We start from the raw sequence: 23,278 nt of genomic DNA, 5'->3' as shown, positions 1-23,278 counted from the left end.
CCGAAGGCCGACGGTCAGACGGTCAGTCGTCGTCGCCGTTCTGGTCGTCGCCGTCGGCGGAGGACTCGATGTCCTTCTCCAGTCCGAGCTGCTCCACGAGCCACTTGTCGAACTCGATGGAGGCACGGACCCAGCTGACGGTGGAGGAGACGAAGTGCTCCAGGCTGACGCCGGTGCCGATCAGCATCTGCGCCTCGCCGATCAGGCGGACGGAGCCGTCGTCGTGGGTGTGGCTGTAGACCTTGGGCCACAGCGTGCGGCGGTTCCAGTCGTCGATCGACTCCAGGAGCTGCGCCTTGTCTTCGATGGCGTGCGGGCGGTCGTAGAAGGTCCGCACCGAGAAGACCTGCTGCTCGTCCTCGCCGCGGAACATGAAGTACGTCCGGAACTCCTCCCACGGCGCCGCGAGGTCACCCTCGTCGTCGACGACGTACTTGAGCTCCATCTGGTCAAGCAGCTGCTTGACCAGATCCTGGTCGGGGACGACGGGGCCCGCCGGTCCTGTGGCCTGCGGATCGGGCTGCTGCCCTCCGAAGTTCGGAATCGAGGCCGGGTCGATGCTCACCGTGTACTTCCCTTCGTGCGGATACTGCCATCCTCCACCATCGCTCCCACCCCGTGTCCAGCCCTCCACGCCCGATCCGCTCCGGGCGGACAGGAGCCGCGATCAGAGGGCCTTGCCGACCAGGAGGTCGTCGGCCGCCACGTCCACGCGGACCGTGTCCCCGTCCCTTACCTCGCCCGCCAGGATCTCCTTGGCCAGCCGGTCGCCGATGGCCGTCTGGATCAGGCGGCGCAGCGGCCGGGCGCCGTACGCGGGGTCGTTGCCCTTGTCCGCCAGCCAGGCCAGCGCCTCGGGGGTGACGTCCAGGCTCAGGCGGCGGTCCGCCAGGCGCTGGGCGAGGCGGCCGATCTGGAGCCGGGCGATGTGCGCCAGCTCGTCGGCGCCGAGGGCCGAGAAGACCACCACGTCGTCCAGCCGGTTCAGGAACTCCGGCTTGAAGGAGGCCCTGACGACCTCCAGGACCCTGGCCTTCTTGTCCTCCGGGGAGGCCAGGGGGTCCATGAGGAACTGGCTGCCGAGGTTCGAGGTCAGGATCAGGATGGTGTTGCGGAAGTCCACGGTGCGGCCCTGGCCGTCCGTGAGGCGGCCGTCGTCCAGGACCTGGAGCAGGATGTCGAAGACCTCGGGATGGGCCTTCTCGACCTCATCCAGGAGCACGACGCTGTACGGGCGGCGGCGGATCGCCTCCGTCAGCTGGCCGCCCTCCTCGTAGCCGACGTAGCCGGGGGGCGCGCCGACGAGCCGGGCCACGCTGTGCTTCTCGCCGTACTCCGACATGTCGATGCGCACCATGGCCCGCTCGTCGTCGAAGAGGAAGTCCGCGAGGGCCTTGGCCAGCTCCGTCTTGCCGACGCCCGTGGGCCCGAGGAACAGGAACGAGCCGGTCGGCCGGTCCGGGTCCGCGATGCCGGCGCGGGTGCGGCGTACGGCGTCCGAGACCGCCCGTACGGCCTCCGTCTGGCCGATCAGGCGGCGGCCGAGCTCCGCCTCCATGCGCAGCAGCTTCTGCGTCTCGCCCTCCAGGAGCCGGCCCGCCGGGATGCCGGTCCAGGCGCCGACCACGTCCGCGATGTCGTCGGGGCCGACCTCGTCCTTGACCATCGCGTCCTTGGAGTGACCGGTCTTCGAGGCCTCCTCCTCCGCCTCGGTGGCCTCCGCGAGCTCGCGCTCCAGGGCCGGGATCTCCCCGTACAGCAGCTTGGAGGCGGTGTCGAAGTCGCCGTCGCGCTGGGCGCGCTCCGCCTGGCCGCGCAGGTCGTCCAGGCGCTCCTTGAGCTCGCCGACGCGGTTGAGGGACTGCTTCTCCTTCTCCCAGCGGGCGGTCAGGCCCCGCAGGTCCTCCTCCCTGTCGGCGAGGTCCTTGCGGATCTTGTCCAGGCGCTCGCGCGAGGCCGGGTCCGACTCGTTCTTCAGCGCCAGCTCCTCCATGCGCAGCCGGTCCACGGCGCGCTGGAGCTCGTCGATCTCCACCGGGGAGGAGTCGATCTCCATGCGCAGGCGCGACGCGGCCTCGTCGACCAGGTCGATGGCCTTGTCGGGCAGGAAGCGGGAGGTGATGTACCGGTCGGAGAGGGTCGCGGCGGCCACCAGCGCGCTGTCGTTGATCTGGACCTTGTGGTGCGCCTCGTAGCGGCCCTTGAGGCCGCGCAGGATGGCGATGGTGTCCTCGACGGTCGGCTCGGCGACCAGCACCTGCTGGAAGCGGCGCTCCAGCGCCGGGTCCTTCTCGATCCGCTCGCGGTACTCGTCGAGGGTGGTCGCGCCGACCATCCGCAGCTCGCCTCGGGCCAGCATGGGCTTGAGCATGTTGCCGGCGTCCATGGCGGAGTCCCCGCCGGCGCCCGCGCCGACGACGGTGTGGAGCTCGTCGATGAAGGTGATGATCTGGCCGTCGCTGGACTTGATCTCGGCGAGGACGGTCTTCAGGCGTTCCTCGAACTCGCCGCGGTACTTCGCGCCGGCGACCATCGCGCCGAGGTCGAGGGCGACGAGCCGCTTGTTCTTCAGGGACTCGGGGACGTCGCCCTTGACGATGCGCTGCGCGAGTCCCTCGACGACGGCGGTCTTGCCGACGCCGGGCTCGCCGATGAGCACCGGGTTGTTCTTCGTACGGCGCGACAGAACCTGGACCACGCGCCGGATCTCCTGGTCGCGGCCGATGACCGGGTCGAGCTTGCCCTCGCGGGCAGCCGCCGTGAAGTCGGTGCCGAACTTCTCCAGGGCCTTGTACTGGCCCTCCGGGTCGGGGGTGGTCACCCGCCGTCCTCCTCGTGCTTTCTCGAAGGCGTCCAGCAGCTTCTGCGCCGTCGCGCCCTGCCGGGTGAGGACCTCACCGGCCGCGCCGCCCTTGGCGGCGATGGCGATGAGGAGGTGCTCGGTGGAGAGGTAGTCGTCACCGAGGCGCTCGGCCTGGCCGTCCGCCTCGGCCAGTACGGCGAGCAGGTCGCGGCTGGGCTGCGGGGGCGCGACCGTGGAGCCGGTGACGCTGGGCAGGCCCGCGAGGACCCGCTCGGCCCCGCTCCGGACGGCGGCCTGGTCGGCGTCGACCGCGACGAGCAGGTCGGTGATGTTCTCGTTGTCCTCGCCGGCGAGGAGGGCCAGCAGCAGGTGTGCGGGGGTCAGGTCGGCGTGGCCGTCCTTCACGGCCCGGCTGGTGGCCGCGTTCAGCGCGTCCCGGCTCCTGTTGGTCAGCTCGGCGTCCACGGGCGGCTTCTCCTCTCCCTCTCCATACGAAACGAATACTGACAAGCTCAACGTGCGCAAAGTTGAGTCTATTCCACTCAAGGTGGTGAGGGTAGCCGCCGCCCGTGGATACGCTGCGGCGCATGTCCCACGACGTACTCAACCCGACGCCCGAATACCTCGCCTTCTGGCGGGAACGGCACGTCTGCACGCTGACCACGCCCCGCCCCGACGGCACCCCGCACGTGGTGCCGGTGGGCGTGACGTACGACCCCGAGGCCGGCCTGGCCCGGGTGATCAGCAACAAGCACAGCAAGAAGGTCCGCAACGTCCTGGCGGCCCAGGCGACGGCACCGGGCTCGGCCCGGGTCGCGGTGTGCCAGATGGAGGGCCGCCGCTGGGCGACGCTGGAGGGCCGCGCGGTGGTCCGTACGGACGAGGCCGCGGTGGCCGAGGCCGTGGCGCGCTACGCCGAGCGGTACGGGCGGATGCCCTCGCCCAATCCCGACCGGGTCGTCCTGGAGATCACCCTCGACCGGGCGATGGGACGCGCCTGAGCCCGGGCCGGAAAGAAGTCGCGTTCAACCCCTGGACGCGGACATCACAACGGCGCCACCGTGGTCAGGTCCACGATGGCGCCGTTGTGTGGGGGAAGCACCTGGAGCGATCTGCAACGACGGGGGAATCGCTTCAGGCACTGCGGGGGGTGGCGGTGGTGATATCGGGTTCGAAGAGCTGGTGGTCGCGCTGATCAAGGTTCACGAAGACCATGCCGTAGCGCACCTCGCAGCGGACGGGCTGCGGCGCGCCGCGGGGGCGGCGCAGGCAGCGGTACGCCCGGACGTCCTCGTCCTCCTCGCGCGTGACGACGATCGGTTGGCCGAACAGGGTGACCATCAACGAGTCGCCGGGGTGGGGGATGGCCGTGGCGAGATCGATGAACTGCCAACCGGATCGGTAGGCGGAAGCCATTTCACGTCGGAAACCGCGGTCGTCGGGGGTCATCCCGCGTTCTCCACGACAAGGGCGGCTGGATCGGCATCGGCGGGCGCGGACCGCCATCCGCTGTCCATCGGTGCCGCACGCCATCCACTGTCCTCCAGCGGCGCCGCATGCACGTCCGCGGCACCTCCCGTGGCGCCCCCCAAGGTGACTCCGGCAAGTCCCAGACCGGCCAGCGCCGAGAAGATGACGGTGGCAAGCGCCGAGCGAAGCATTCTCTTGTTCATGGTCGGCTTCGTCCTCACTTGATGAAATCCTCTCCCCCGCCTGTCAGACGATGGCTCATTCAGGCACGTTGCTGCCACAGGGACGATGCATCATGTTCTTGCATGTTCAGGACCCTGGGGGGTGGAGATTTGACCATAAACAGAACAAAAGCGACACATCCCCACTCGGTCACCGAGCTGTGCAGTGAGGGGGCGCGGCTCTACACCAGCGCGCTGCGCACGGGACGCATTGCACGTGGGGACGTGAAGACGGCGCCTTGTCTGCTCGATCTGGCGTTGTTGCAGCCAGACCCTGATGACGTCAATTCGCTCCGCCCGGTTCCCCCCGCCGTCGCCCTCGCACAGCGGCTGCATCCGATCGAACGGGAGATCCGCGACCGGCGCCGCGACTCCCTCGAACTGTCCGAGGCTTTCGAGCCGTTTCTCGCCATCAGCGCGCAGAACCCGGCGAGCACCCACGCCATCACCGTGCTCGAAGGCTTCGACCCCATCAACGCGGCCCTCAACCTCGCCACCGCCGAGTGTCACACGGAAATGCTCACCATCCAGCCCGGCGGCGCCCGCCCGAGCCTGGAGCTGACGGAGGCCCTGGAGCGCGACCAGCCGCTGACCGACCGCGGCGTGCGCATCCGCACCCTCTACCAGCACACGGTCCGGCACAGCCGCGGCACGCTCGCCTACGTCGACCTCCTCAAGGCCGGCAAGGTCGAAGTGCGCACGCTGGAGGAGCTGTTCGAGCGCCTCATCATCTTCGACCGGACGGTCGCCTTCATCCCGGCCAGCGACGACCGGCAGGTCGCCCTGGAGCTGCGCCACCCGGGCCTGGTCGACTACCTCATCAAGGTGTTCGAGCAGCTGTGGCACCGGGCCGTGCCGCTCCAGGAGGAAGTGACGTACCAGCACACCCGCAGCGGCATCTCCGGGGTGCAGCGCACCATCGCCCAACTGCTCGTCGAGGGACACGTGGACGAGGCCATCGCGCGCCGGCTGGGCATGAACGTCCGGACCTGCCGGGCGCACATCGCCAAGCTCGCCAGCCACCTCGGCAGCGGCAGCAGAGCCCAACTGGGCTTCCTGATCGCCCGTTCGGGGATCCTGGAGGACGAGAACGACTGACGTCGCGAAGGCCCCGCCCGGGAACCGGACGGGGCCTTGAGTGTGCGTCAGCGAACGGTCGCGCCGGGCGGCCTTGCGGTCAGTCGGCCTGGCGCTTCGGCGCGGGCCGCCAGACGACCAGGGCGTTGCCCGCCACGGGCGGCTGGTACTTGACCAGGTCCCGCCGGTACGACGCGTGCACCTGGGCCTCGCGCTGCTGGAGCACGGCCGCCGCGCCGTCCACCGCCGCCGAGAGCTCGGCCACGCGCTGCTGGAGCGCGGCGACCTGGTTCTCCAGCTCGATGATCCGCTTGATTCCGGCCAGGTTGATGCCCTCGTCCTGGGACAACGTCTGCACCGTGCGGAGCAGTTCGATGTCGCGGGCCGAGTAGCGCCGGCCGCGGCCGGCCGTCCGGTCCGGGGAGACCAGGCCCAGGCGGTCGTACTGGCGCAGGGTCTGCGGGTGCAGCCCCGAGAGCTGGGCGGCCACCGAGATCACGTAGACCGGGGTCTCGTCGGTCAGCTCGTACGCCCCGCTACCGAACCGGGCCTGCCGTCGGCGGCCGTCCATGTCATGCTCCCTTCGCGGACTCGAACAGCACGGCGCGCGGGTCCTCCGCCCCCGTCGCCTCGCGGTACATCTCCAGCGCCTCGCGGGCCTTGTCCGACAGCTCCGAGGGGACCGCGACCTCCACCGTCACCAGCAGGTCCCCGCGGGTGCCGTCCTTGCGGACCGCGCCCTTGCCGCGGGCCCGCATCGTCCGGCCGTTGGGGGTGCCGGGCGGCAGCTTCAGCGTCACCGCGGGGCCGTTCAGCGTCGGGACCTTGATGTCGGCGCCGAGCGTTGCTTCCGCGAACGTCACCGGCACGGTCACCGTCAGGTTGTCGCCCTTGCGGCCGAAGACCGGGTGGCTGTCCACGTGGACCCCCACGTACAGGTCGCCGGACGGGCCGCCGCGCTCGCCCGGGCCGCCCTTGCCGCGCAACCGGATCCGCTGGCCGTCGGAGACGCCCGCCGGGATCCGGACCTGCATGGTGCGGGAGGACTTGGCCCGTCCGCTGCCCTTGCAGATCTCGCAGGGGTGCTCCGCGATCAGGCCGCGGCCCTTGCAGTCCGCGCAGGGGTCGGTCAGCGAGAAGCCGCCGCCGCTGCCGCGGGAGACCTGGCCGGTGCCGACGCAGGTCGGGCACACCCGGGGCGTGCCGTTCTTGTCGCCGGTGCCCGAGCAGGCCTTGCAGGGGGCCTGGGAGGACATCCGCAGCGGGACCGTGGCCCCGTCCACCGCCTCCGTGAAGGAGAGGGTGACCTCCGATTCGATGTCCTGGCCGCGGCGCGGCTGGGTACGGGTGCCCGCACCCGCGCCGGCGCGGTTGAACAGCCCGCCGAAGACGTCGCCCAGGCCGCCGCCGAAGCCGCCGCCCGCGCCGCCGCCCGGCTGGGAGCCGCCGAACAGGTCCCCCAGGTCGAAGTTGAACGAGCCGCCCCCGCCCGGGCCGGGGCGGAAGCCCCCGTTGCCGAACAGGGTGCGGGCCTCGTCGTACTCCTTGCGCTTCTTGGGGTCGCCGAGGATGTCGTTGGCCTCGGAGATCTCCTTGAAGCGCTCCTCGGCCGCGGCGTCGCCCTTGTTGGCGTCCGGGTGGAACTCGCGTGCGAGCTTCCGGTACGCCTTCTTGATCTCGGCCTCGGTCGCGTCCTTCGGGACACCGAGGACCTTGTAGTAGTCCTTCTCGACGAAGTCCTTCGTGCTCATCCCCGGTGTCCCTCCTCCCGTGCCTTTACTGGTTCAACATCAGCCCTTGTCGGGGGCATCCGTGTCCTTGTCCGACGGCGTGTCGGCCTCGGCCGACTCGGACTTCGGGGCCGCGCCCGGCTGGGGCTCGGCCACCGCGACCCGCGCGGGGCGGATCGTGCGCTCGCCGATTCGGTACCCCGGCTGCAGGATCGCCACGCAGGTCGTCTCGGTGACGTCCGGCGCGTACGAGTGCATCAGGGCCTCGTGGATCGTCGGGTCGAAGGGCTCGCCCTCCTTGCCGAACTGCTGCAGCCCCATCTTGGCGGCGGCCGTCTCCAGCGATTCGGCCACCGACTTGAAGCCGCCGACCAGCTCGCCATGATCCCGTGCCCGGCCGATGTCGTCCAGGGTCGGGAGCAGCTCCGTCAGGAGGGACGCGACCGCGATCTCCTTGACGGCGATCCGGTCCCGCTCCACCCGGCGGCGGTAGTTCTGGTACTCGGCCTGGAGCCGCTGGAGGTCCCCGGTCCGCTCGGCGAGTGCCGTACGGGCCTGGTCCAGCTGCGCCAGCAGGGCAGTGTCCTGTGCTCCGGAGTCCCCGGCCGGGGCCGCCGCCTCCTCCTTGGCGGAGTCGGCGGCCTTCGGCTCGGCGTCGTCAGGCGTGGCGCCGGTGGGGACTTCGGGCTTCTCGTCAAAACCCGGGGTCTCCTCCGACATCAGGCAGCGCCGCCCTTCGGCTTCTCGTCGTCGACGATCTCGGCGTCGACCACGTCGTCGCCGGCGTCCGCCGCTCCGGCCTGGCCCGCGTCACCGGCGGCACCGGCCGCGCCCTGGGCGGCCTGCGCGTCGGCGTAGATCGCCTGGCCGAGCTTCTGGCTGACCGCGGCGACCTTCTCGGTCGCGGTGCGGATCTCCGCCGTGTCCTCGCCCTTGAGCTTCTCCTTCAGCTCGGCGACGGCGGCCTCGACCTCGGTCTTGACCTCGGCCGGGACCTTGTCCTCGTTGTCCTTGACGAACTTCTCCGTCTGGTAGACGAGCTGCTCGGCCTGGTTGCGGGTCTCGGCGGCCTCGCGACGGCGGTGGTCCTCCTCCGCGTACTGCTCGGCCTCCTGGCGCATCCGGTCGACCTCGTCCTTGCCGAGCGAAGAGCCGCCGGTGACGGTCATCTTCTGCTCCTTGCCCGTGCCGAGGTCCTTGGCCGTGACGTGCATGATGCCGTTCGCGTCGATGTCGAAGGAGACCTCGATCTGCGGAACGCCGCGCGGGGCCGGGGGCAGGCCGGTCAGCTCGAACATGCCGAGCTTCTTGTTGTACGCCGCGATCTCACGCTCACCCTGGTAGACCTGGATCTGCACCGACGGCTGGTTGTCCTCGGCCGTCGTGAAGATCTCGGACCGCTTGGTCGGGATCGTGGTGTTGCGCTCGATCAGCTTGGTCATGATGCCGCCCTTGGTCTCGATGCCGAGGGACAGCGGGGTCACGTCGAGGAGCAGGACGTCCTTGACCTCACCCTTGAGGACACCGGCCTGGAGGGTGGCGCCGATGGCGACGACCTCGTCCGGGTTGACGCCCTTGTTGGCGTCCTGGCCGCCGGTCAGCTCCTTGACGAGCTCGGCGACGGCCGGCATGCGGGTGGAACCGCCGACCAGGACCACGTGGTCGATCTCGGACAGCTGGATGCCGGCGTCCTTGATGACGTTGTGGAACGGGGTCTTGCAGCGCTCCAGGAGGTCGGCCGTCAGCTGCTGGAACTGCGAGCGCGTGAGCTTCTCGTCCAGGTGCAGCGGGCCCTCGGCGGAGGCCGTGATGTACGGCAGGTTGATCGTGGTCTCCGTGGAGGAGGACAGCTCGATCTTCGCCTTCTCGGCGGCCTCGCGCAGACGCTGCAGGGCCATCTTGTCCTTGGACAGGTCGACGCCGTGGCCGTTCTGGAACTGCTTGACCAGGTAGTCGACGACGCGCTGGTCCCAGTCGTCGCCACCGAGGTGGTTGTCACCGTTGGTGGCCTTGACCTCGACGACACCGTCGCCGATCTCCAGGAGCGACACGTCGAAGGTGCCGCCACCGAGGTCGAAGACGAGAATGGTCTGGTCGTCCTTGTCGAGGCCGTAGGCCAGGGCGGCCGCGGTCGGCTCGTTGACGATGCGCAGGACGTTCAGGCCCGCGATCTCACCGGCCTCCTTGGTCGCCTGGCGCTCGGAGTCGTTGAAGTACGCCGGGACGGTGATGACCGCGTCGGTGACCTTCTCGCCCAGGTAGGCCTCGGCGTCGCGCTTCAGCTTCTGCAGGATGAAGGCGCTCATCTGCTGCGGGTTGAAGTCCTTGCCGTCCAGGTTGATCTTCCAGTCGGTGCCCATGTGGCGCTTCACCGAGCGGATGGTGCGGTCCACGTTCGTGACCGCCTGGCGCTTGGCGACCTCGCCGACGAGGACCTCGCCGTTCTTGGCGAAGGCGACGACGGACGGCGTGGTCCTGGCGCCCTCGGCGTTGGTGATGACGGTGGGCTCGCCGCCTTCGAGAACGCTGACGACGGAGTTAGTGGTGCCCAGGTCGATGCCGACCGCACGTGCCATTTTGATTCCTCCAGCTGACTTGAGTGCAACAGACTCAAGGATGCAGTACCGCCGCCTCGGCGTCAACAGACCTGAGTCCAGGCGGCTCAACTCTTACGCCACCCTTACGCTCACCCCGGCCGTGAGCAGGCACAATCCGGCAGGGCGCGCGTACAGCTCCGACGGCGTAGCAGGGGCCGGACGGGCGCGGCGGAGGAGCCGGACGGGCGCTGCGGACGGCCAGCGGGCGGGCCGGCCGGCGGGCGTGGGGGCCGAGCGGGCGACGGCGGGCGGCCCCGCCGCGCGGCGCACCGGAACCGCCGGAGCCGCTTGGCACGGTGCCCCCATGCCCCTGCGCCTGCTCTCGCCGCGCCCGCCGTCCGACCCCGGGCCGGCCGTCCACCCCGCCCGCACGCCCGCCCGGAACGCCCTGCCGGACTGCTCGGCGAAGCGGGTCTTCGACCTGCTCGGGGCCCTCGTACTGCTCCCCGTCTTCCTGGTCCCGCTGCTGCTCGCCGCCGGGCTGCTGTGCGCGGCCCGGGGCGGGCGGGTCTTCGTACGGGAGCCGGCGGTGGGGCTGGGCGGGCGGCCGTTCCGCACCTGGCGGCTGCACACGCGGGGCGCGGGGCGGATCGGGGCGGCCGTGGAGTGGTGCGCCCTGGACGGGGTGCCGCAGCTGCTGAACGTGCTGCGGGGGGAGATGTCGCTGGTCGGGCCCCGCCCGCAGGTGCGTACGGACTGCGCGGACCGGCTCTTCGTACGGCCCGGAATGACCGGCTTGTGGCAGGTCAGTGCGCGCTCCGACCTCCCCTGGGAGGAGATGGCGCTGCTGGACCGGCACTATGTGGAGAGCCACTGGCTTGGGATGGATCTCGCGATCCTGGCCCGGACCCCTCGGGCGGCCTGTCGACACAGGCATGCCTGAGCGACACAGATCACCGCACGCACGCCTACATTGCGCGGCGGAGAATGGGTAACCTCAAGCCTTGACTCAATAAGTTACCGCTTAGTAAGTCCCGCCCGAGGAGCCCTCCCATGCAACTCGCCGCGATCATCGTGTCGCTGGTCCTGACCGTGGTCGGCGTCGCGCTGCTCGCCCGAGCCGTGGCGCAGATCTACCGGTTCGTGAAGCTCGGACAGCCCGTGCCGGCAGGCAGCCGCACGGACCGCCCGAAGGCCCGAACGCTCACCCTCGTCCGGGAGTTCCTCGGCCACAGCAGGATGAACCGCTGGGGCATCGTCGGCTTCGCGCACTGGTTCGTCGCGATCGGCTTCCTGACGCTGCCGCCGACGCTGGTCCAGGCGTACGGGCAGCTCTTCCAGGCCGACTGGACGCTGCCGGTCGTCGGCGGCTTCCTGCCCTTCGAGCTCTACATCGAGTTCATCGGCATCATGACGATCCTCGGCATCGCCGTGCTGATCGCCATCCGCCTGCTGTCGCTGCCCTCCCGGGCGGGCCGCAAGTCGCGCTTCGCCGGCTCCAAGGCCTGGCAGGCGTACTTCGTCGAGTACGTGATCCTGACCATCGGCCTCGCGATCCTGACGCTGCGCGGCCTTGAGGGCGCGATCCACCACGTGGACCACTACGAGGCCGCGTACTTCGCCTCGTACCCGCTGGTCCTGGCCTTCAAGGGCCTCTCGCTCGGCGCCCTGCAGAACGCCATCTACTTCACCGCGATGATCAAGATCGGCGTCTCGCTGATCTGGATGATCGTCGTCTCGCTGAACACCAACATGGGTGTCGCCTGGCACCGCTTCCTCGGCTTCCCGAACATCTGGTTCAAGCGCAACGCGGACGGTGCGACCGCCCTCGGCGCACTCCAGCCGATGACCAGCGGCGGCAAGCAGATCGACTTCGAAGACCCGGGCGAGGACGACGTCTTCGGCGTCTCCCAGGTCGAGCAGTTCTCCTGGAAGGGCATCCTCGACTTCTCCACGTGCACCGAGTGCGGCCGCTGCCAGTCGCAGTGCCCCGCCTGGAACACCGGAAAGCCCCTCTCCCCCAAGCTGCTGATCATGTCGCTGCGCGACCACGCGCACGCCAAGGCCCCGTACCTGCTCGCGGGCGGCGGCAAGACGATGGAGGGCGAGGAGCGCGCCACGGCGGAGCAGCTCGCCGGTGTCCCGGCCGCCGCGCTGGCCGAGGCCGAGCGCCCGCTGATCGGGACCGTCGAGGAGAACGGCGTCATCGACCCGGACGTGCTGTGGTCCTGCACGACCTGTGGTGCGTGTGTGGAGCAGTGCCCGGTCGACATCGAGCACATCGACCACATCGTCGACATGCGGCGCTACCAGGTGATGATCGAGAGCGCGTTCCCGTCCGAGGCGGGCACGATGCTCAAGAACCTGGAGAAGAAGGGCAACCCCTGGGGCCTCGCCAAGAAGCAGCGCGTGGAGTGGACCAAGGAGGTCGACTTCGAGGTCCCGATCGTCGGCAAGGACGCCGAGGACCTGTCCGAGTACGACTACCTCTATTGGGTCGGCTGCGCCGGCGCGCTGGAGGACCGGGCGAAGAAGACCACGAAGGCCTTCGCGGAGCTGCTGAACATCGCGGGCGTGAAGTTCGCGATCATGGGCGGCGACGAGAAGTGCACCGGCGACTCCCCGCGCCGCCTCGGCAACGAGCCGCTGTTCCAGCAGCTCGCCCAGGAGAACGTGGCCATGCTGAACATGGCCTTCGGTGAGGACGACGAGGACCCGTCGACCAAGAAGCCGAAGTCGGCGAAGCGGATCGTCTCGACCTGCCCGCACTGCTTCAACACCATCGCGAACGAGTACCCGCAGCTGGGCGGCGAGTACGAGGTCATCCACCACACGCAGCTGCTCCAGCACCTGATCGACGAGGGCCGGCTGCTGCCGGTGACGCCGGTGGACGGGCTGATCACGTACCACGACCCGTGCTACCTGGGCCGGCACAACAAGGTCTACACGCCGCCGCGCGAGATCATGAGCGCCGTCCCGGGCCTGCGCCAGCAGGAGATGCACCGTCACAAGGAGCGCGGCTTCTGCTGTGGCGCCGGTGGCGCGCGGATGTGGATGGAGGAGCGGATCGGCAAGCGCATCAACAACGAGCGCGTCGACGAGGCCCTCTCCCTGAACCCGGACATCGTGTCGACGGCGTGCCCGTTCTGCCTGGTGATGCTGACGGACTCGGTCAACGGCAAGAAGAACGAGGGCCAGGCGAAGGAGTCCGTCCAGGTGGTGGACGTGGCCCAGCTGCTCCTGGAGTCGGTGAAGGCCCCGGAGCCGGACGCGGAGGCGCTCGCCGCCGCGGAGGCCGAGGCTGCTGCCGCGGCGGAGGCCGAGGCGGAGGCTGCTGCCGCCGCGGAGGCCGAGGCCAAGGCCAAGGCCGCCGAAGCGAAGGCCAAGGCGGAGGCGGAGGCCAAGGCGAAGGCCGACGCGGAGGCGGAGGCTGCTGCAACGGCCGAGGCCGAGGCGGACGCCAAGGCGAAGAGCGGCGCGGAGGCCGAGGCTGAGCCGGAGACTGCGGCTGCGGCTGCGGCCGAGCCCGAGGTTGCGCCCAAGGCCGAGCCCGCGGCAGAGTCGGCCGCGGCCGCTGAGGCCGAGCCCGGGGCGAAGCCGGAGACTGCGGGCGAGAGCGCCAAGTAGGCAGGCCAGGCCCGCGTACGACACCGGAACGGCCGGTCCCCGACCAGGGGACCGGCCGTTCCGCGTCCCGGCGTCCGGGGCGCAGCCCCGGTGACGCACGCCGGTTCCGCGTCCCGGCGTCCGGGGCGCAGCCCCGGTGACGCACGCCCCCCATTCCTCCCCCTAGGGGATGTCACAGGTCAGCCGCAAACGACGCATCTTCCGGCCGCCCGTCCACCGGGATCCGCCGGACCAGGTACGTTCGATCACGTGGCTGGATTCAGGATCGGACGCGGCCGGGACAACAACCGCGCGCCCCAACAACCCCCGCGGCAGCAGCCGTACGGTCAGCAGCAACCGCAGCAGGCACCGTACGGCGGGCAGCCCTACCCTCCCCAGCAGCAGTGGCCCCAGCAGGGCGCCACCGCCGGAGGCCACGGCGAGCCCGAGTACTTCGACCCGTACGGCCAGCAGCCGCCGGCCCCGCAGGCGGCGCAGCCCCCGTACGGCCACGGAGGCTCGTACGCGGACGACAACCCGGGGCACACCCAGGTCTTCGCGTACGGCGAGGACCCGTACAGCCAGGGCGCGACCTACCAGGCGGGCGCCGGCGCGGCCGCGCCGACCGGCCCGAGACTGCCCTGGAAGGAGCTGCTGCGCGGCATCGTGATGCGGCCCGGGCCGACCTTCCTCCAGATGCGCGACCACCCCGTGTGGGGCCCCGCGCTGATCGTGACGTTCCTGTACGGCCTGCTGGCGGTCTTCGGCCTCGACGACGCCCGCAAGGACGTCATCAACGCCACCCTCTCCCAGGCCGTCCCGATCGTCCTCAGCGCCGGTGTGGCCTTCGTCGTCTGCGGGCTGCTGCTGGGCGTCGTCACGCACACCCTGGCCCGCCAGATGGGCGGCGACGGCTCCTGGCAGCCCACCGTGGGCCTGTCGATGTTGGTCATGTCCATCACGGACGCCCCGCGCCTGCTCTTCGCGGTGTTCCTGAGCGGCGACAACATGCTGGTGCAGGTCCTGGGCTGGGCGACCTGGGTAGCGGCCGGCGCCCTGTTCACCTCGCTGATCAGCAAGTCGCACGACCTGCCCTGGCCGAAGGCCCTGGGCGCCTCGGCGATCCAGCTGATCGCCCTCCTGTCGATCATCAAACTGGGCACGCTCTGACCGCCCGCACGCCCGCATGACAGGTGAGGGGCCCGCGCCGATGGCGCGGGCCCCTCACCTGTCATTCCTCGTTCTTCACACCTCGTTCGTCACGCCGTCAGGCGTCGAGGACCTGACCCTCGCGCTTCACGACGGGCGGCTCGACCGACCAGGGGAACTCGATCCAGTCGTCGGTGCGCTTCCAGACGTACTCGCACTTCACCAGCGAGTGGGACTTCTCGTAGATCACCGCGGACCGGACGTCGGCGACCGTCCCCAGGCAGAAGTCGTGGACGAGCTTCAGCGTCTTGCCGGTGTCGGCCACGTCGTCGGCGATGAGGACCTTCTTGTCGGAGAAGTCGATCGCGTCCGGGACCGGCGCCAGCATGACCGGCATCTCCAGCGTGGTGCCGACGCCGGTGTAGAACTCGACGTTCACCAGGTGGATGTTCTTGCAGTCCAGCGCATACGCCAGCCCGCCCGCGACGAAGACCCCGCCCCGGGCGATGCTCAGGATGATGTCGGGCTCGTAGCCGTCGTCGGCGATGGTCTGCGCCAGCTCGCGCACGGCGCGCCCGAAGCCCTCGTAGTTCAGGCTCTCGCGTACGTCACTCATGCCTCGTGCCTCACCTGGGTGCGGTGGAAGTTCTGGAACGAACGCGAGGCCGTGGGCCCCCGCTGGCCCTGGTACCGCGATCCGTACCGCTCACTCCCGTACGGGAACTCGGCAGGCGAGCTGAGCCGGAACATGCACAGCTGCCCGATCTTCATGCCCGGCCAGAGCTTGATCGGCAGCGTGGCGAGGTTCGACAGCTCCAGGGTCACGTGCCCCGAGAAACCGGGGTCGATGAAGCCGGCGGTCGAATGCGTCACCAGGCCCAGACGGCCCAGGCTGGACTTCCCCTCCAGTCTGGAGGCGATGTCCTCGGGCAGCGAGATGACCTCGTACGTGGAGGCGAGCACGAACTCGCCCGGATGCAGAATGAACGCCTCGTCGCCCTCGGGCTCGACGAGCCGCGTCAGGTCGGGCTGCTCGATGGCGGGGTCGATGTGGGCGTAGCGGTGGTTCTCGAACACACGGAAGAACCGGTCGAGGCGCACATCGATGCTGGAGGGCTGCACCATCGATTCCTCGAACGGGTCGATGCGAACCCGTCCGCTGTCGATCTCGGCCCGGATGTCTTTGTCTGAGAGAAGCACGTCCCGAGGATACGCAGGCGCGCGGGCCACCCCCAATCGAGAGCGGACCCCGCGCGCCCTGATCGCCTTCCGCTACCGCTTGGCCGCCCCGCCCACGGGCACGGCATGCCTCAGCCGCGCGCACCGCGGACACCGCAGCAGCCGTCCGGGACCGATCCGGCCGGCACCGAGGTGCTGCAGCGGGAACGAGGCGGTGCTGAATACGTGCCCTTCGGCACAACGGACGACGGTGTGCTCCATCGAGTCCCTTTCCCCAACCAGCTGTACTGCGACGAATCGCCACATTAGGGGATGTTCAGGATCCGTCTCCAGCCGCCACTCCATCGGCACCCGCACCGGTACGTTACGCCCCAACTCCCGCCCCCACGACCCCCGGTGCCCCCCAGACACGACGACGACCCCGCGGCCGATTCACCGGGGGTCGATCTTGGGGTAGAGTGTCCAACGATAGGGCTCCAGGCAACTGGAATCCTGCGCGGATGTAGTTTAATGGTAGAACATGAGCTTCCCAAGCTTATAGCGCGGGTTCGATTCCCGTCATCCGCTCCACGACAAAGCCCCAGGTCAGCGACCCGGGGCTTTTGTGTTGCCTAGACCTCTCTACCCCTCCCGTGCCAGATCCGTGCCAGATGCGGAGCCGGAGGCCTTGGCCCGCAGCGCCTGCACCCGGGCGTCGATCCCGGCGGCGACCTCCCGCTGACGCTCAAGATTCGAGTGCTGGTAGATCATGGCCGCCTTCTCCGACGACTGGCCGGCCCGCACCATAGTGTCCTTCAGCGTGGCCCCGGACTGCGTCGAGAGGGTGTGCCCGGTGTGACGAAGGTCGTAGAGCGTGAAGCCCTCGGGCAGTCCGACTTTCTTCCGGGCTTTCTTCCACTTCCGTCCAAAGGTCGTCCGCCGGAAGGGGGCACCCCGCTCCCCCACGAACAACAGCCCGTCGGGCTTCTGCTCTGCGTAGAGATACATGTGCAGCTTGAGATCGCCCCGCATGAACTCCGGCAGCACGATGAACCGCTTACCTGCCTCGGACTTGGTTTCGCCGGGCGCCCGCTTCCCCGTATTCAGCTCGGGCTCAGCGGACCGCACCCAGACGCCGACGTTCGCCAGGTCGACATCGTGCCGGCGCAGGGCCGCCTGCTCCTCAGGCCGGGCGGGACCGTAGGCGGCGATGTAGACGAGCAGCCGCCACCTCGACCCCAGCTCACGGGCGAGCGCGTCGACCTGATCGACGGTGGCGGTGGGCCGCTCTGCAGGAGACTCCTTGCCCGCGCCTTTGATCCGACAAGGGTTTCGACGGATCAACTCGTCATCGGCAGCGGTCTCCATGATCGCCTTGAGCAGCCGATAAGCCTTTGCCACGGTCGTGGCCCCGGTCTCCTTGAGCCGCTCTGCCCGCCAGGTGCGGACCCGGGGCGGGGTGATCTCGTCGAGGTCGTACTCCTCGAAGACCGGCAACAGGTGCAGCCGCAGAAGCCGCCGGTACAGCTCATCGGTCGTGGCGGCTAGCCCACGCTCTTCCACCCACTGAAGCGCGTAGTCCCGGAAGTTGATCGCTCCAGCGTCGGGGTCCCTCCAATCCCCCTTCTTGATCTCGGTCTGCTTCTCGGCAAGCCAGTCGTCCGCGTCCCGCGAGGTCGCGAAGTTCTCGGGCGCGGGCCGCATGACGCCGTCAGGACCTGGATACCGCGCCTGGAACCGTGCGCCATCTGCAGCTTGATGCGGCCGTCTTCCGCCAACCGATACCGCTTACTCCAGCACTCTGCGTACGCCACATAGGCGTTTTTCCGGGGCTCCCTCAGGGACTTCCGTTGGTCGGCTTGAACCTGAACCCTGGCCTGAGAGCGAGCCAGCAGCGCCGCGGCCACTGCCGCTCCGCCTGCGCCTAGCGCACCTACGGTCGCTCCGAGTACAGCTGCCACCCCCGCATCCATGCGGGCATTCTGGCGCCAGCCCCCAACTCTCCGCAGGAGATCCGTGAAGCAGATCCGTCTCAGTTTCCGTCTCGTTCAGCAGCGTCCAACTTGGTTCGGCGCAGTTCAAGATGGCTGCTGACGACTGGCCGACCCGCCTATGAACGCTGGCGAACAGCGATGAATGGCGCCCAACGCGTACCACCAGGCTTGGAAAGAGTGCTGTTCGCCGGCCAGACGTGGCTACAAATGGCGGGCGCCCGGGCTGAGGATGGCTGGATCTTCGGATCGCAGCCGGAACTTTGCATGGACGCCGAGGCTGTTGCGTGCGGCAATGTAGAACTCATCACGCTTCTCCTGAAACTCCCGGAATGCCCTCATCCAGTCGTCTGACGTACCTGGGCGCATGTCTCGAACGAACTGTTCCAGTACCCAGGCGTGCCGCTGTAGCGATCTGGCTGCCGAGATGGATTCCGCGTCTCCCATAAGGAGCACGGCTTCGAACGCATAGCCACGCTCAAGCTCAGCTTCGGCCAGCAGCTCCAGGCCGGCCTCCCTGGCGAGTGGCTGAGGCAGGTCGAAGAGTCCCTTGCCTGCAGCCAGACGACCTGCCAGCGAGGCGAACCTCTTGACCGCGTCGGCAAACCGGAGATAGCACTCCAGGCGACGTTCGTCCCACCGTGTGGAAAGTTGGCGCCGCCACCGAGATCTCTCCATCAGGGCTCCACCGACGTACGACGCAACCGCGCCGACGAGCACACCGATCAAGGTGAACAATTGTCCTGACATGCCCCGCCTATCATGTATCTGTCAGGAGGAAACATACGGCCGGAGGCTCTGACGCGTAAGGGCCTCAGGCTGGTATGAGAGCTGAACGGCCTCTCAGCGGAGCCGGGATCAACGGCCGGATGCCACTACATCTCCGGAGCCCTCGGGCAGTTGCTGTACCGCAGCGAAGTACAGCAACCCCAGCAACCGGCAGCGCCCAGTACAGGCCCTCAGGGACTTCCGGGCGGCCTGTATGACCTCAAGTGACCGATCTTGCTAGAGCTACGGATCAAATGCTGTCCGCTGTGCCCAGCTCAGCCTTTCGCCGACGGGCATAGCCCTCCAGGTCGCGCTTGATCGTTGTGACCTCTTCGACGGGGATGCGGATCGGCCGGCAGTGCTGAGCGTCGCATGAGCGTGGGAAGCTTCCGTCGATGAGCGAGATGCCGCTGAGCACTACCCAGCCGTCATCGTCGATCTCCGTACAGAGAACCGGGTGGAAGAAGCAGTCCTCGTAGATGTCCCCCACCCTGATGCCCGCCGGGTTGCGTGGGTTGCGTGGGTCTATCGCATCGTTCATGCCGCACAACATGCCACGGCGGACACAGAAGCGCTGAAACGAGCGGCTGAGTTTCGTGAGAGGGGGGTGGGGTTGGAGCCCCATCGGGTTCCCGGAGCCCAGCAGGCACGGGGAACCCTATCCGGCCACCCCCTTGGCCGCCGTGGTCCGCAGCGGGAACCATCGAACCGGCCCATCACGTAGTCGGAGGCTAACGCCCGACACTGACACGCTCAGCCGCCGCCAACCGCGCGCGTGCCGGACACGTGCCAGGTAGGACGGAGAACAGCGGTCAACGACGGGTGCCCGGACGAGTTCCGGAGCTGCCTATGGCGCCTGTTTTCGCAGTTCAGGAGCCAGATGGCATGGGCAAGATCGGTGATTCCCAAGCTTATAGCGCGGGTTCGATTCCCGTCATCCGCTCTTGAACGAAGCCCCAGGTCAGCGACCTGGGGCTTCGTCGTTGTCTAGACCTCTCAGCCCTCGCCGTGCCCTCCGCGTGCCCCAACTCGCCTGAATGCCCTGACCAGCAGCCCCTTCGCGCACCACTTGCACCGCAGGAGCGCGATGTCGTCGCGCACCGAGCAGCAAGTCGCGTGACCCGCGCCACAGGTCCACCCCCATTCGCCCGTTCGCACCCTGAAATGCGGACGATCAACCGCCCCGCCCGCGCTACCCAGTTCGCACCCGCCGCTCCGTCACCGTCGCCGCCTTCGCCGGGGCGCTGGGGCACGGGAGAAATGCGCAGAGGCGCGCCCGCTCCGGGCGCCCGGGCCGCCACGTCCGCAACCGGCCAACTTCGTGATGACCCCGCTGCCGCGCCCTGCAGCCGGCGGCGATCACTCAAAAACGCTGCGCTCGGGGTGAATCAATATCTGTCACCGCGACCTGAGAATTTAACGGATCCCGCGAGGAGGGTTTCTACCGCCACACCACGGCCGGAAATATTCAACGCACACAAGCCGCTGGAGCGTGCTACTGTCGATCTCGGTTGCAGTTTTGGTACCCAAGAACTTCAAGCGCCTCCAGCCGGAAGTCATTCCACACGGAAGCGCTTTGTATTTCCCGGTCATTTACCGGGCGGGGCATCATCGCGGCGACACGGCGTCCGCACAGTGCAGACGTCGATGTATTGCCCCAAAGGAGATATGACATGGCTACTGGTACCGTTAAGTGGTTCAACGCGGAAAAGGGTTTCGGCTTCATCGAGCAGGACGGTGGCGGCGCTGACGTGTTCGCCCACTACTCGAACATCGCCGCCCAGGGCTTCCGCGAGCTGAACGAGGGCCAGAAGGTCACCTTCGACATCGCGCAGGGCCAGAAGGGCCCGACGGCCGAGAACATCGTTCCCGCCTGACGCTGACACGCTTCTGCAGCTGGGGCCCGCATCCCTCGGGGTGCGGGCCCCAGCTGCATGCATTTCCCGCGGTGCGTTCACCCGCGGTCTCAAGCATTGAGAGATCCGGCCGACTGGCCCTCTCGGAGCTGCACCCGATTTTATTTTCTGGTTGTCGCGCCCACACGGCGCCACCATATTTCAGCGTCTGAGCCCACAGGCCCCCTGTCCGCCAGATCCGCTTTCGCATTCGATTCGGCCCGTTCTCGCAATTCTCTGCGCCGCTCCTACGCTGCGGGAATGCCTTGATAGGTGCCGTCAAGGAAGGTTCCGCATGAACCCCACACGTACGAACGAGCGCTCGTCTCGCACCCGCGGCCGCAGCGGCGGCCCCGCTTTCGGCACCGGCGCCGGTTCGGGGCGGGGCAGCCGCTTCGGCTCGTCGGCCCCGAGCCGCTCCGCAGGTCCGAGCCGCTCGGGCGGGTACGGCCGCCGGCCCGCCGCGCTCCAGGGCGAGTTCGCACCGCCGAAGACGATCACCCCCGCGCTGCCCGCCGTCGAGGCCTTCGCCGACCTCGCCATGCCGGCCCAGCTGCTGGCCACACTCGGCCGCGAGGGCATGACCACCCCGTTCCCGATCCAGGCCGCCACGCTGCCCAACACCCTCGCGGGCCGTGACGTCCTGGGCCGTGGCCGCACCGGCTCGGGCAAGACCCTGGCCTTCGGCCTCGCCCTGCTGGCCCGTACGGCCGGCCAGAGCGCCGAGTCGGGGCAGCCGCTCGCGCTGGTCCTCGTACCGACGCGTGAGCTCGCCCAGCAGGTCACCGCCGCCCTCACCCCCTACGCCCGGGCGGTCAAGCTGCGCCTGGCCACCGTCGTCGGCGGCATGCCGATCCACCGCCAGGCCGGTGCGCTGCGCGCCGGGGCCGAAGTGGTCGTCGCCACGCCCGGCCGCCTCAAGGACCTCATCGACCGTGGTGACTGCCGGCTGAACCAGGTCGCCATCACCGTCCTCGACGAGGCCGACCAGATGGCCGACATGGGCTTCATGCCCCAGGTCACCGCCCTGCTCGACCAGGTACGGCCCGAAGGCCAGCGGATGCTGTTCTCCGCCACCCTCGACCGCAACGTCGACCGGCTCGTACGCCGCTACCTGACCGACCCGGTCGTGCACTCCGTCGACCCCTCGGCCGGCGCCGTCACCACGATGGAACACCACGTTTTGCACGTCCACGGCGCCGACAAGCAGCGGACGACGACGGAGATCGCGGCCCGCAACGGCCGGGTGATCATGTTCCTGGACACGAAGCACGCCGTGGACCGCCTCACCCAGGACCTCCTCGACAACGGGGTCCGCGCCGCGGCCCTGCACGGCGGGAAGTCCCAGCCGCAGCGGACCCGGACCCTGGCCCAGTTCAAGACCGGCCACGTCACCGTGCTGGTCGCCACGAACGTGGCGGCGCGCGGCATCCACGTCGACAACCTGGACCTCGTCGTCAACGTCGACCCGCCGACCGACCCCAAGGACTACCTGCACCGCGGCGGCCGTACCGCCCGCGCCGGCGAGTCCGGCAGCGTCGTCACCCTCGTCACCCCCAACCAGCGCCGCGAGATGGCCCGCCTGATGACGGCCGCGGGCATCACCCCGCAGACCACCCAGGTCCGCTCGGGCGACGAGGCCCTGAACCGCATCACCGGCGCCCAGGCACCCTCCGGCATCCCGGTCACCATCACCGCCCCGGCGGCCGAGCGGCCCAAGCGCAGCACCTCCTCCCGCGGCCGCCGCGGGGCCGCCTCGGCCGCCCGGCGCACGAGCGCACGGCAGTCCGCCTTCGACGCGGCGGCCTGAGAACCACTTGATCCGGAAACTGGCCCATCTCTGCAGGAGGCACGTTGTGACGCTGGTCCAGATGCAGACCCGCCCGGCGCCTGCCGAGGCCCATGCCGACCTCGTCCACCAGACGGTGGACGAGGTCATGAAAGCGGCCGGTCCGCAGGTCTGCGACGACATGACCGTCGAGGTTGCCCTGGCCGTCATGGCCGGCTCCCGCACGGACCATCTGCTCGTCTGCGACGAGGACGGCCTGTGCACCGGGCTGGTCATCCGCGTCCAGCTCGCCGCCATCCGCGACAGCACGGCGTACACGGACCGGCTCCGCCTGCGCGATGTCCTCGGCGACCGTGGGCCGTTCACCTCGCCCACGACCACGATGGCCGAGGCCGAGCACGCGATGCGCTACCGCAAGCTCGCCGCCCTGCCCGTCGTCGATGAACAAGGCAGCGCTCTGGGCGTCCTCGCCCTCGCCCGCTGAACCACCTCACCGTGGTCGGACCGTTCCCCTCTTCTCTCTGTGAGGCAACATGCGCTGTGTCATCGCCCGCTTCCCGTTCGACCTGACCAAAAGCGGTGTCCTGGAGTCGATGAAGGGCATCAAGCCCGAGCAGGTCCTCGGCGAGTCCGTGATCATCGGCCGCCGCACCTACCCCGTCAAGCAGGTCGGCCAGGTCATCACCCGCCAGGACCGCCGCGACTTCAGCGTCGGCGAAGTCGTCCGGGCCATGACCCAGCTCGGCTTCACCTGCCGCGGCGGCCTTCCCCGGACCGCCGTGCCCACACGCGTACTCAGCCCCCTCCAGCGGGCCTCCGCGATGCTCGGCACCCCCGTGACCGCCTGACGGGTAGCCCGGCGATGCCGCCACCAACCCGATGAGCGAAAAGGGCCCGACCGGCACACGCCGCTCGGGCCCTTGCGCGTACCCACAGGGAAGCGCAGATGGGTGGACCGCCCCTCCCCTGCACGTACCGAGTCCTGACCACCGGGACTACGTGCGGAAAGGCGCTGCATCGGCTGCCCGCCTGCGGGCCGCAGCCATCCGCGGTTCCGGCGGGGCAGGAGGGCGTGTACGGTCTT

At 69.2% G+C, this 23,278-nt stretch carries 20 protein-coding genes, 1 tRNA gene and 1 pseudogene; 10 read left to right on the top strand and 12 right to left on the bottom strand.

Going from position 1 to position 23,278, the window contains the following annotated elements:
- Positions 1-22: 22 nt before the first annotated feature.
- Both AC0666_RS08665 and clpB read right to left on the bottom strand, forming a co-directional pair.
- Positions 23-565, bottom strand: a complete 543-nt coding sequence (locus AC0666_RS08665; RefSeq protein ID WP_356846430.1) for a type III secretion system chaperone family protein — start codon at positions 563-565, stop codon at positions 23-25.
- A gap of 102 nt (positions 566-667) precedes the next feature.
- Positions 668-3,268, bottom strand: coding sequence for an ATP-dependent chaperone ClpB (gene clpB, locus AC0666_RS08660; protein ID WP_478707307.1), 2,601 nt, complete (start codon positions 3,266-3,268; stop codon positions 668-670).
- A gap of 122 nt (positions 3,269-3,390) precedes the next feature.
- Here clpB and AC0666_RS08655 point away from each other — a divergent pair, with 122 nt between their 5' ends.
- Positions 3,391-3,804, top strand: a complete 414-nt coding sequence (locus AC0666_RS08655; protein ID WP_468583933.1) for a pyridoxamine 5'-phosphate oxidase family protein — start codon at positions 3,391-3,393, stop codon at positions 3,802-3,804.
- A gap of 133 nt (positions 3,805-3,937) precedes the next feature.
- On the opposite strand, the gene AC0666_RS08650 is transcribed toward AC0666_RS08655, so the two are convergent.
- Positions 3,938-4,252 (bottom strand): (2Fe-2S)-binding protein, encoded by a 315-nt coding sequence (locus AC0666_RS08650; protein ID WP_356846426.1) that lies wholly within the window; start codon positions 4,250-4,252, stop codon positions 3,938-3,940.
- A gap of 326 nt (positions 4,253-4,578) precedes the next feature.
- Between AC0666_RS08650 and AC0666_RS08645 the strand changes: the two genes are divergently transcribed.
- A complete protein-coding gene (locus AC0666_RS08645; protein ID WP_361711765.1) occupies positions 4,579-5,592 on the top strand; it encodes a helix-turn-helix transcriptional regulator in 1,014 nt (337 codons plus the stop codon).
- Between the two features lie 79 nt (positions 5,593-5,671).
- On the opposite strand, the gene AC0666_RS08640 is transcribed toward AC0666_RS08645, so the two are convergent.
- The 4 genes from AC0666_RS08640 to dnaK are packed head-to-tail and all read right to left on the bottom strand — an operon-like array spanning position 5,672 to position 9,877.
- A complete protein-coding gene (locus AC0666_RS08640; RefSeq protein ID WP_361711763.1) occupies positions 5,672-6,142 on the bottom strand; it encodes a heat shock protein transcriptional repressor HspR in 471 nt (156 codons plus the stop codon).
- 1 nt (position 6,143) lies between these two features.
- Entirely contained in the window at positions 6,144-7,322 is a 1,179-nt protein-coding gene (gene dnaJ, locus AC0666_RS08635; RefSeq protein ID WP_478707306.1) for a molecular chaperone DnaJ, read from the bottom strand.
- Between the two features lie 39 nt (positions 7,323-7,361).
- Positions 7,362-8,021: a nucleotide exchange factor GrpE gene (grpE, locus tag AC0666_RS08630; RefSeq protein WP_468583928.1), complete on the bottom strand. Its 660-nt coding sequence runs from the start codon at positions 8,019-8,021 to the stop codon at positions 7,362-7,364.
- Positions 8,021-9,877, bottom strand: coding sequence for a molecular chaperone DnaK (gene dnaK, locus AC0666_RS08625; protein ID WP_468965714.1), 1,857 nt, complete (start codon positions 9,875-9,877; stop codon positions 8,021-8,023). The genes grpE and dnaK overlap by 1 nt, the downstream gene beginning before the upstream one ends.
- A 325-nt stretch (positions 9,878-10,202) precedes the next feature.
- Between dnaK and AC0666_RS08620 the strand changes: the two genes are divergently transcribed.
- The 3 genes from AC0666_RS08620 (at position 10,203) to AC0666_RS08610 (ending at position 14,614) form a co-directional block, all read left to right on the top strand.
- A complete protein-coding gene (locus tag AC0666_RS08620) occupies positions 10,203-10,781 on the top strand; it encodes a sugar transferase (protein ID WP_478707305.1) in 579 nt (192 codons plus the stop codon).
- A 110-nt stretch (positions 10,782-10,891) separates the two neighbouring features.
- On the top strand, positions 10,892-13,465 hold the full coding sequence (locus tag AC0666_RS08615; RefSeq protein WP_468965718.1) for a (Fe-S)-binding protein: 2,574 nt from the start codon (positions 10,892-10,894) through the stop codon (positions 13,463-13,465).
- A 249-nt stretch (positions 13,466-13,714) separates the two neighbouring features.
- Positions 13,715-14,614: a Yip1 family protein gene (locus tag AC0666_RS08610; RefSeq protein ID WP_361711751.1), complete on the top strand. Its 900-nt coding sequence runs from the start codon at positions 13,715-13,717 to the stop codon at positions 14,612-14,614.
- A gap of 97 nt (positions 14,615-14,711) precedes the next feature.
- Here AC0666_RS08610 and AC0666_RS08605 read toward each other — a convergent pair whose 3' ends face one another.
- Together AC0666_RS08605 and dcd are read right to left on the bottom strand one after the other, a co-directional pair.
- On the bottom strand, positions 14,712-15,209 hold the full coding sequence (locus AC0666_RS08605) for a phosphoribosyltransferase (protein WP_361717133.1): 498 nt from the start codon (positions 15,207-15,209) through the stop codon (positions 14,712-14,714).
- On the bottom strand, positions 15,206-15,793 hold the full coding sequence (dcd, locus tag AC0666_RS08600) for a dCTP deaminase (protein ID WP_356852054.1): 588 nt from the start codon (positions 15,791-15,793) through the stop codon (positions 15,206-15,208). The genes AC0666_RS08605 and dcd overlap by 4 nt, the downstream gene beginning before the upstream one ends.
- 475 nt (positions 15,794-16,268) lie before the next feature.
- Between dcd and AC0666_RS08595 the strand changes: the two genes are divergently transcribed.
- Positions 16,269-16,342, top strand: a tRNA-Gly gene (locus tag AC0666_RS08595).
- 51 nt (positions 16,343-16,393) lie between these two features.
- Here the strand turns inward: AC0666_RS08595 and AC0666_RS08590 are convergent.
- The 3 genes and pseudogenes from AC0666_RS08590 to AC0666_RS08580 form a co-directional block, all read right to left on the bottom strand.
- Positions 16,394-17,491: pseudogene (locus AC0666_RS08590) on the bottom strand (tyrosine-type recombinase/integrase); the annotation flags it as partial.
- Positions 17,492-17,946: 455 nt separating this feature from the next.
- Entirely contained in the window at positions 17,947-18,471 is a 525-nt protein-coding gene (locus AC0666_RS08585; protein WP_468965723.1) for a hypothetical protein, read from the bottom strand.
- A 289-nt stretch (positions 18,472-18,760) separates the two neighbouring features.
- Positions 18,761-19,051 (bottom strand): hypothetical protein, encoded by a 291-nt coding sequence (locus AC0666_RS08580; RefSeq protein ID WP_468965725.1) that lies wholly within the window; start codon positions 19,049-19,051, stop codon positions 18,761-18,763.
- A 1,132-nt stretch (positions 19,052-20,183) separates the two neighbouring features.
- Here AC0666_RS08580 and AC0666_RS08575 point away from each other — a divergent pair.
- From AC0666_RS08575 to AC0666_RS08560, 4 genes are all read left to right on the top strand, one after another.
- The gene (locus AC0666_RS08575; protein WP_403733636.1) at positions 20,184-20,387 is read left to right on the top strand and encodes a cold-shock protein; all 204 of its coding nucleotides are present in this window, start codon (positions 20,184-20,186) and stop codon (positions 20,385-20,387) included.
- A gap of 313 nt (positions 20,388-20,700) precedes the next feature.
- Positions 20,701-22,215 carry a DEAD/DEAH box helicase gene (locus tag AC0666_RS08570; protein WP_478707304.1) on the top strand — a complete coding sequence of 505 codons (1,515 nt, stop codon included), beginning with the start codon at positions 20,701-20,703 and terminating at the stop codon, positions 22,213-22,215.
- A 46-nt stretch (positions 22,216-22,261) separates the two neighbouring features.
- The gene (locus AC0666_RS08565) at positions 22,262-22,678 is read left to right on the top strand and encodes a CBS domain-containing protein (RefSeq protein ID WP_468965729.1); all 417 of its coding nucleotides are present in this window, start codon (positions 22,262-22,264) and stop codon (positions 22,676-22,678) included.
- A gap of 49 nt (positions 22,679-22,727) precedes the next feature.
- On the top strand, positions 22,728-23,042 hold the full coding sequence (locus AC0666_RS08560; protein WP_468965731.1) for an SCO5918 family protein: 315 nt from the start codon (positions 22,728-22,730) through the stop codon (positions 23,040-23,042).
- Positions 23,043-23,278: the final 236 nt, after the last annotated feature.

The organism is Streptomyces sp. NPDC043680 (assembly GCF_056436685.1).
This window is presented reverse-complemented; position numbering and strand designations above follow the sequence as displayed.

Excerpts from the sequence above, each read along its gene's own strand:
- AC0666_RS08580 (WP_468965725.1), bottom strand. The coding sequence starts at position 19,051 with ATGAACGATGCGATAGACCCACGCAACCCACGCAACCCGGCGGGCATC.
- dnaJ (WP_478707306.1), bottom strand. The coding sequence starts at position 7,322 with ATGAGCACGAAGGACTTCGTCGAGAAGGACTACTACAAGGTCCTCGGT.
- AC0666_RS08570 (WP_478707304.1), top strand. The coding sequence starts at position 20,701 with ATGAACCCCACACGTACGAACGAGCGCTCGTCTCGCACCCGCGGCCGC.
- dnaK (WP_468965714.1), bottom strand. The coding sequence starts at position 9,877 with ATGGCACGTGCGGTCGGCATCGACCTGGGCACCACTAACTCCGTCGTC.
- AC0666_RS08615 (WP_468965718.1), top strand. The coding sequence starts at position 10,892 with ATGCAACTCGCCGCGATCATCGTGTCGCTGGTCCTGACCGTGGTCGGC.
- AC0666_RS08575 (WP_403733636.1), top strand. The coding sequence starts at position 20,184 with ATGGCTACTGGTACCGTTAAGTGGTTCAACGCGGAAAAGGGTTTCGGC.
- AC0666_RS08620 (WP_478707305.1), top strand. The coding sequence starts at position 10,203 with ATGCCCCTGCGCCTGCTCTCGCCGCGCCCGCCGTCCGACCCCGGGCCG.
- AC0666_RS08650 (WP_356846426.1), bottom strand. The coding sequence starts at position 4,252 with ATGACCCCCGACGACCGCGGTTTCCGACGTGAAATGGCTTCCGCCTAC.
- AC0666_RS08560 (WP_468965731.1), top strand. The coding sequence starts at position 22,728 with ATGCGCTGTGTCATCGCCCGCTTCCCGTTCGACCTGACCAAAAGCGGT.
- AC0666_RS08655 (WP_468583933.1), top strand. The coding sequence starts at position 3,391 with ATGTCCCACGACGTACTCAACCCGACGCCCGAATACCTCGCCTTCTGG.
- AC0666_RS08605 (WP_361717133.1), bottom strand. The coding sequence starts at position 15,209 with ATGAGTGACGTACGCGAGAGCCTGAACTACGAGGGCTTCGGGCGCGCC.
- AC0666_RS08640 (WP_361711763.1), bottom strand. The coding sequence starts at position 6,142 with ATGGACGGCCGCCGACGGCAGGCCCGGTTCGGTAGCGGGGCGTACGAG.
- AC0666_RS08645 (WP_361711765.1), top strand. The coding sequence starts at position 4,579 with ATGTTCAGGACCCTGGGGGGTGGAGATTTGACCATAAACAGAACAAAA.
- grpE (WP_468583928.1), bottom strand. The coding sequence starts at position 8,021 with ATGTCGGAGGAGACCCCGGGTTTTGACGAGAAGCCCGAAGTCCCCACC.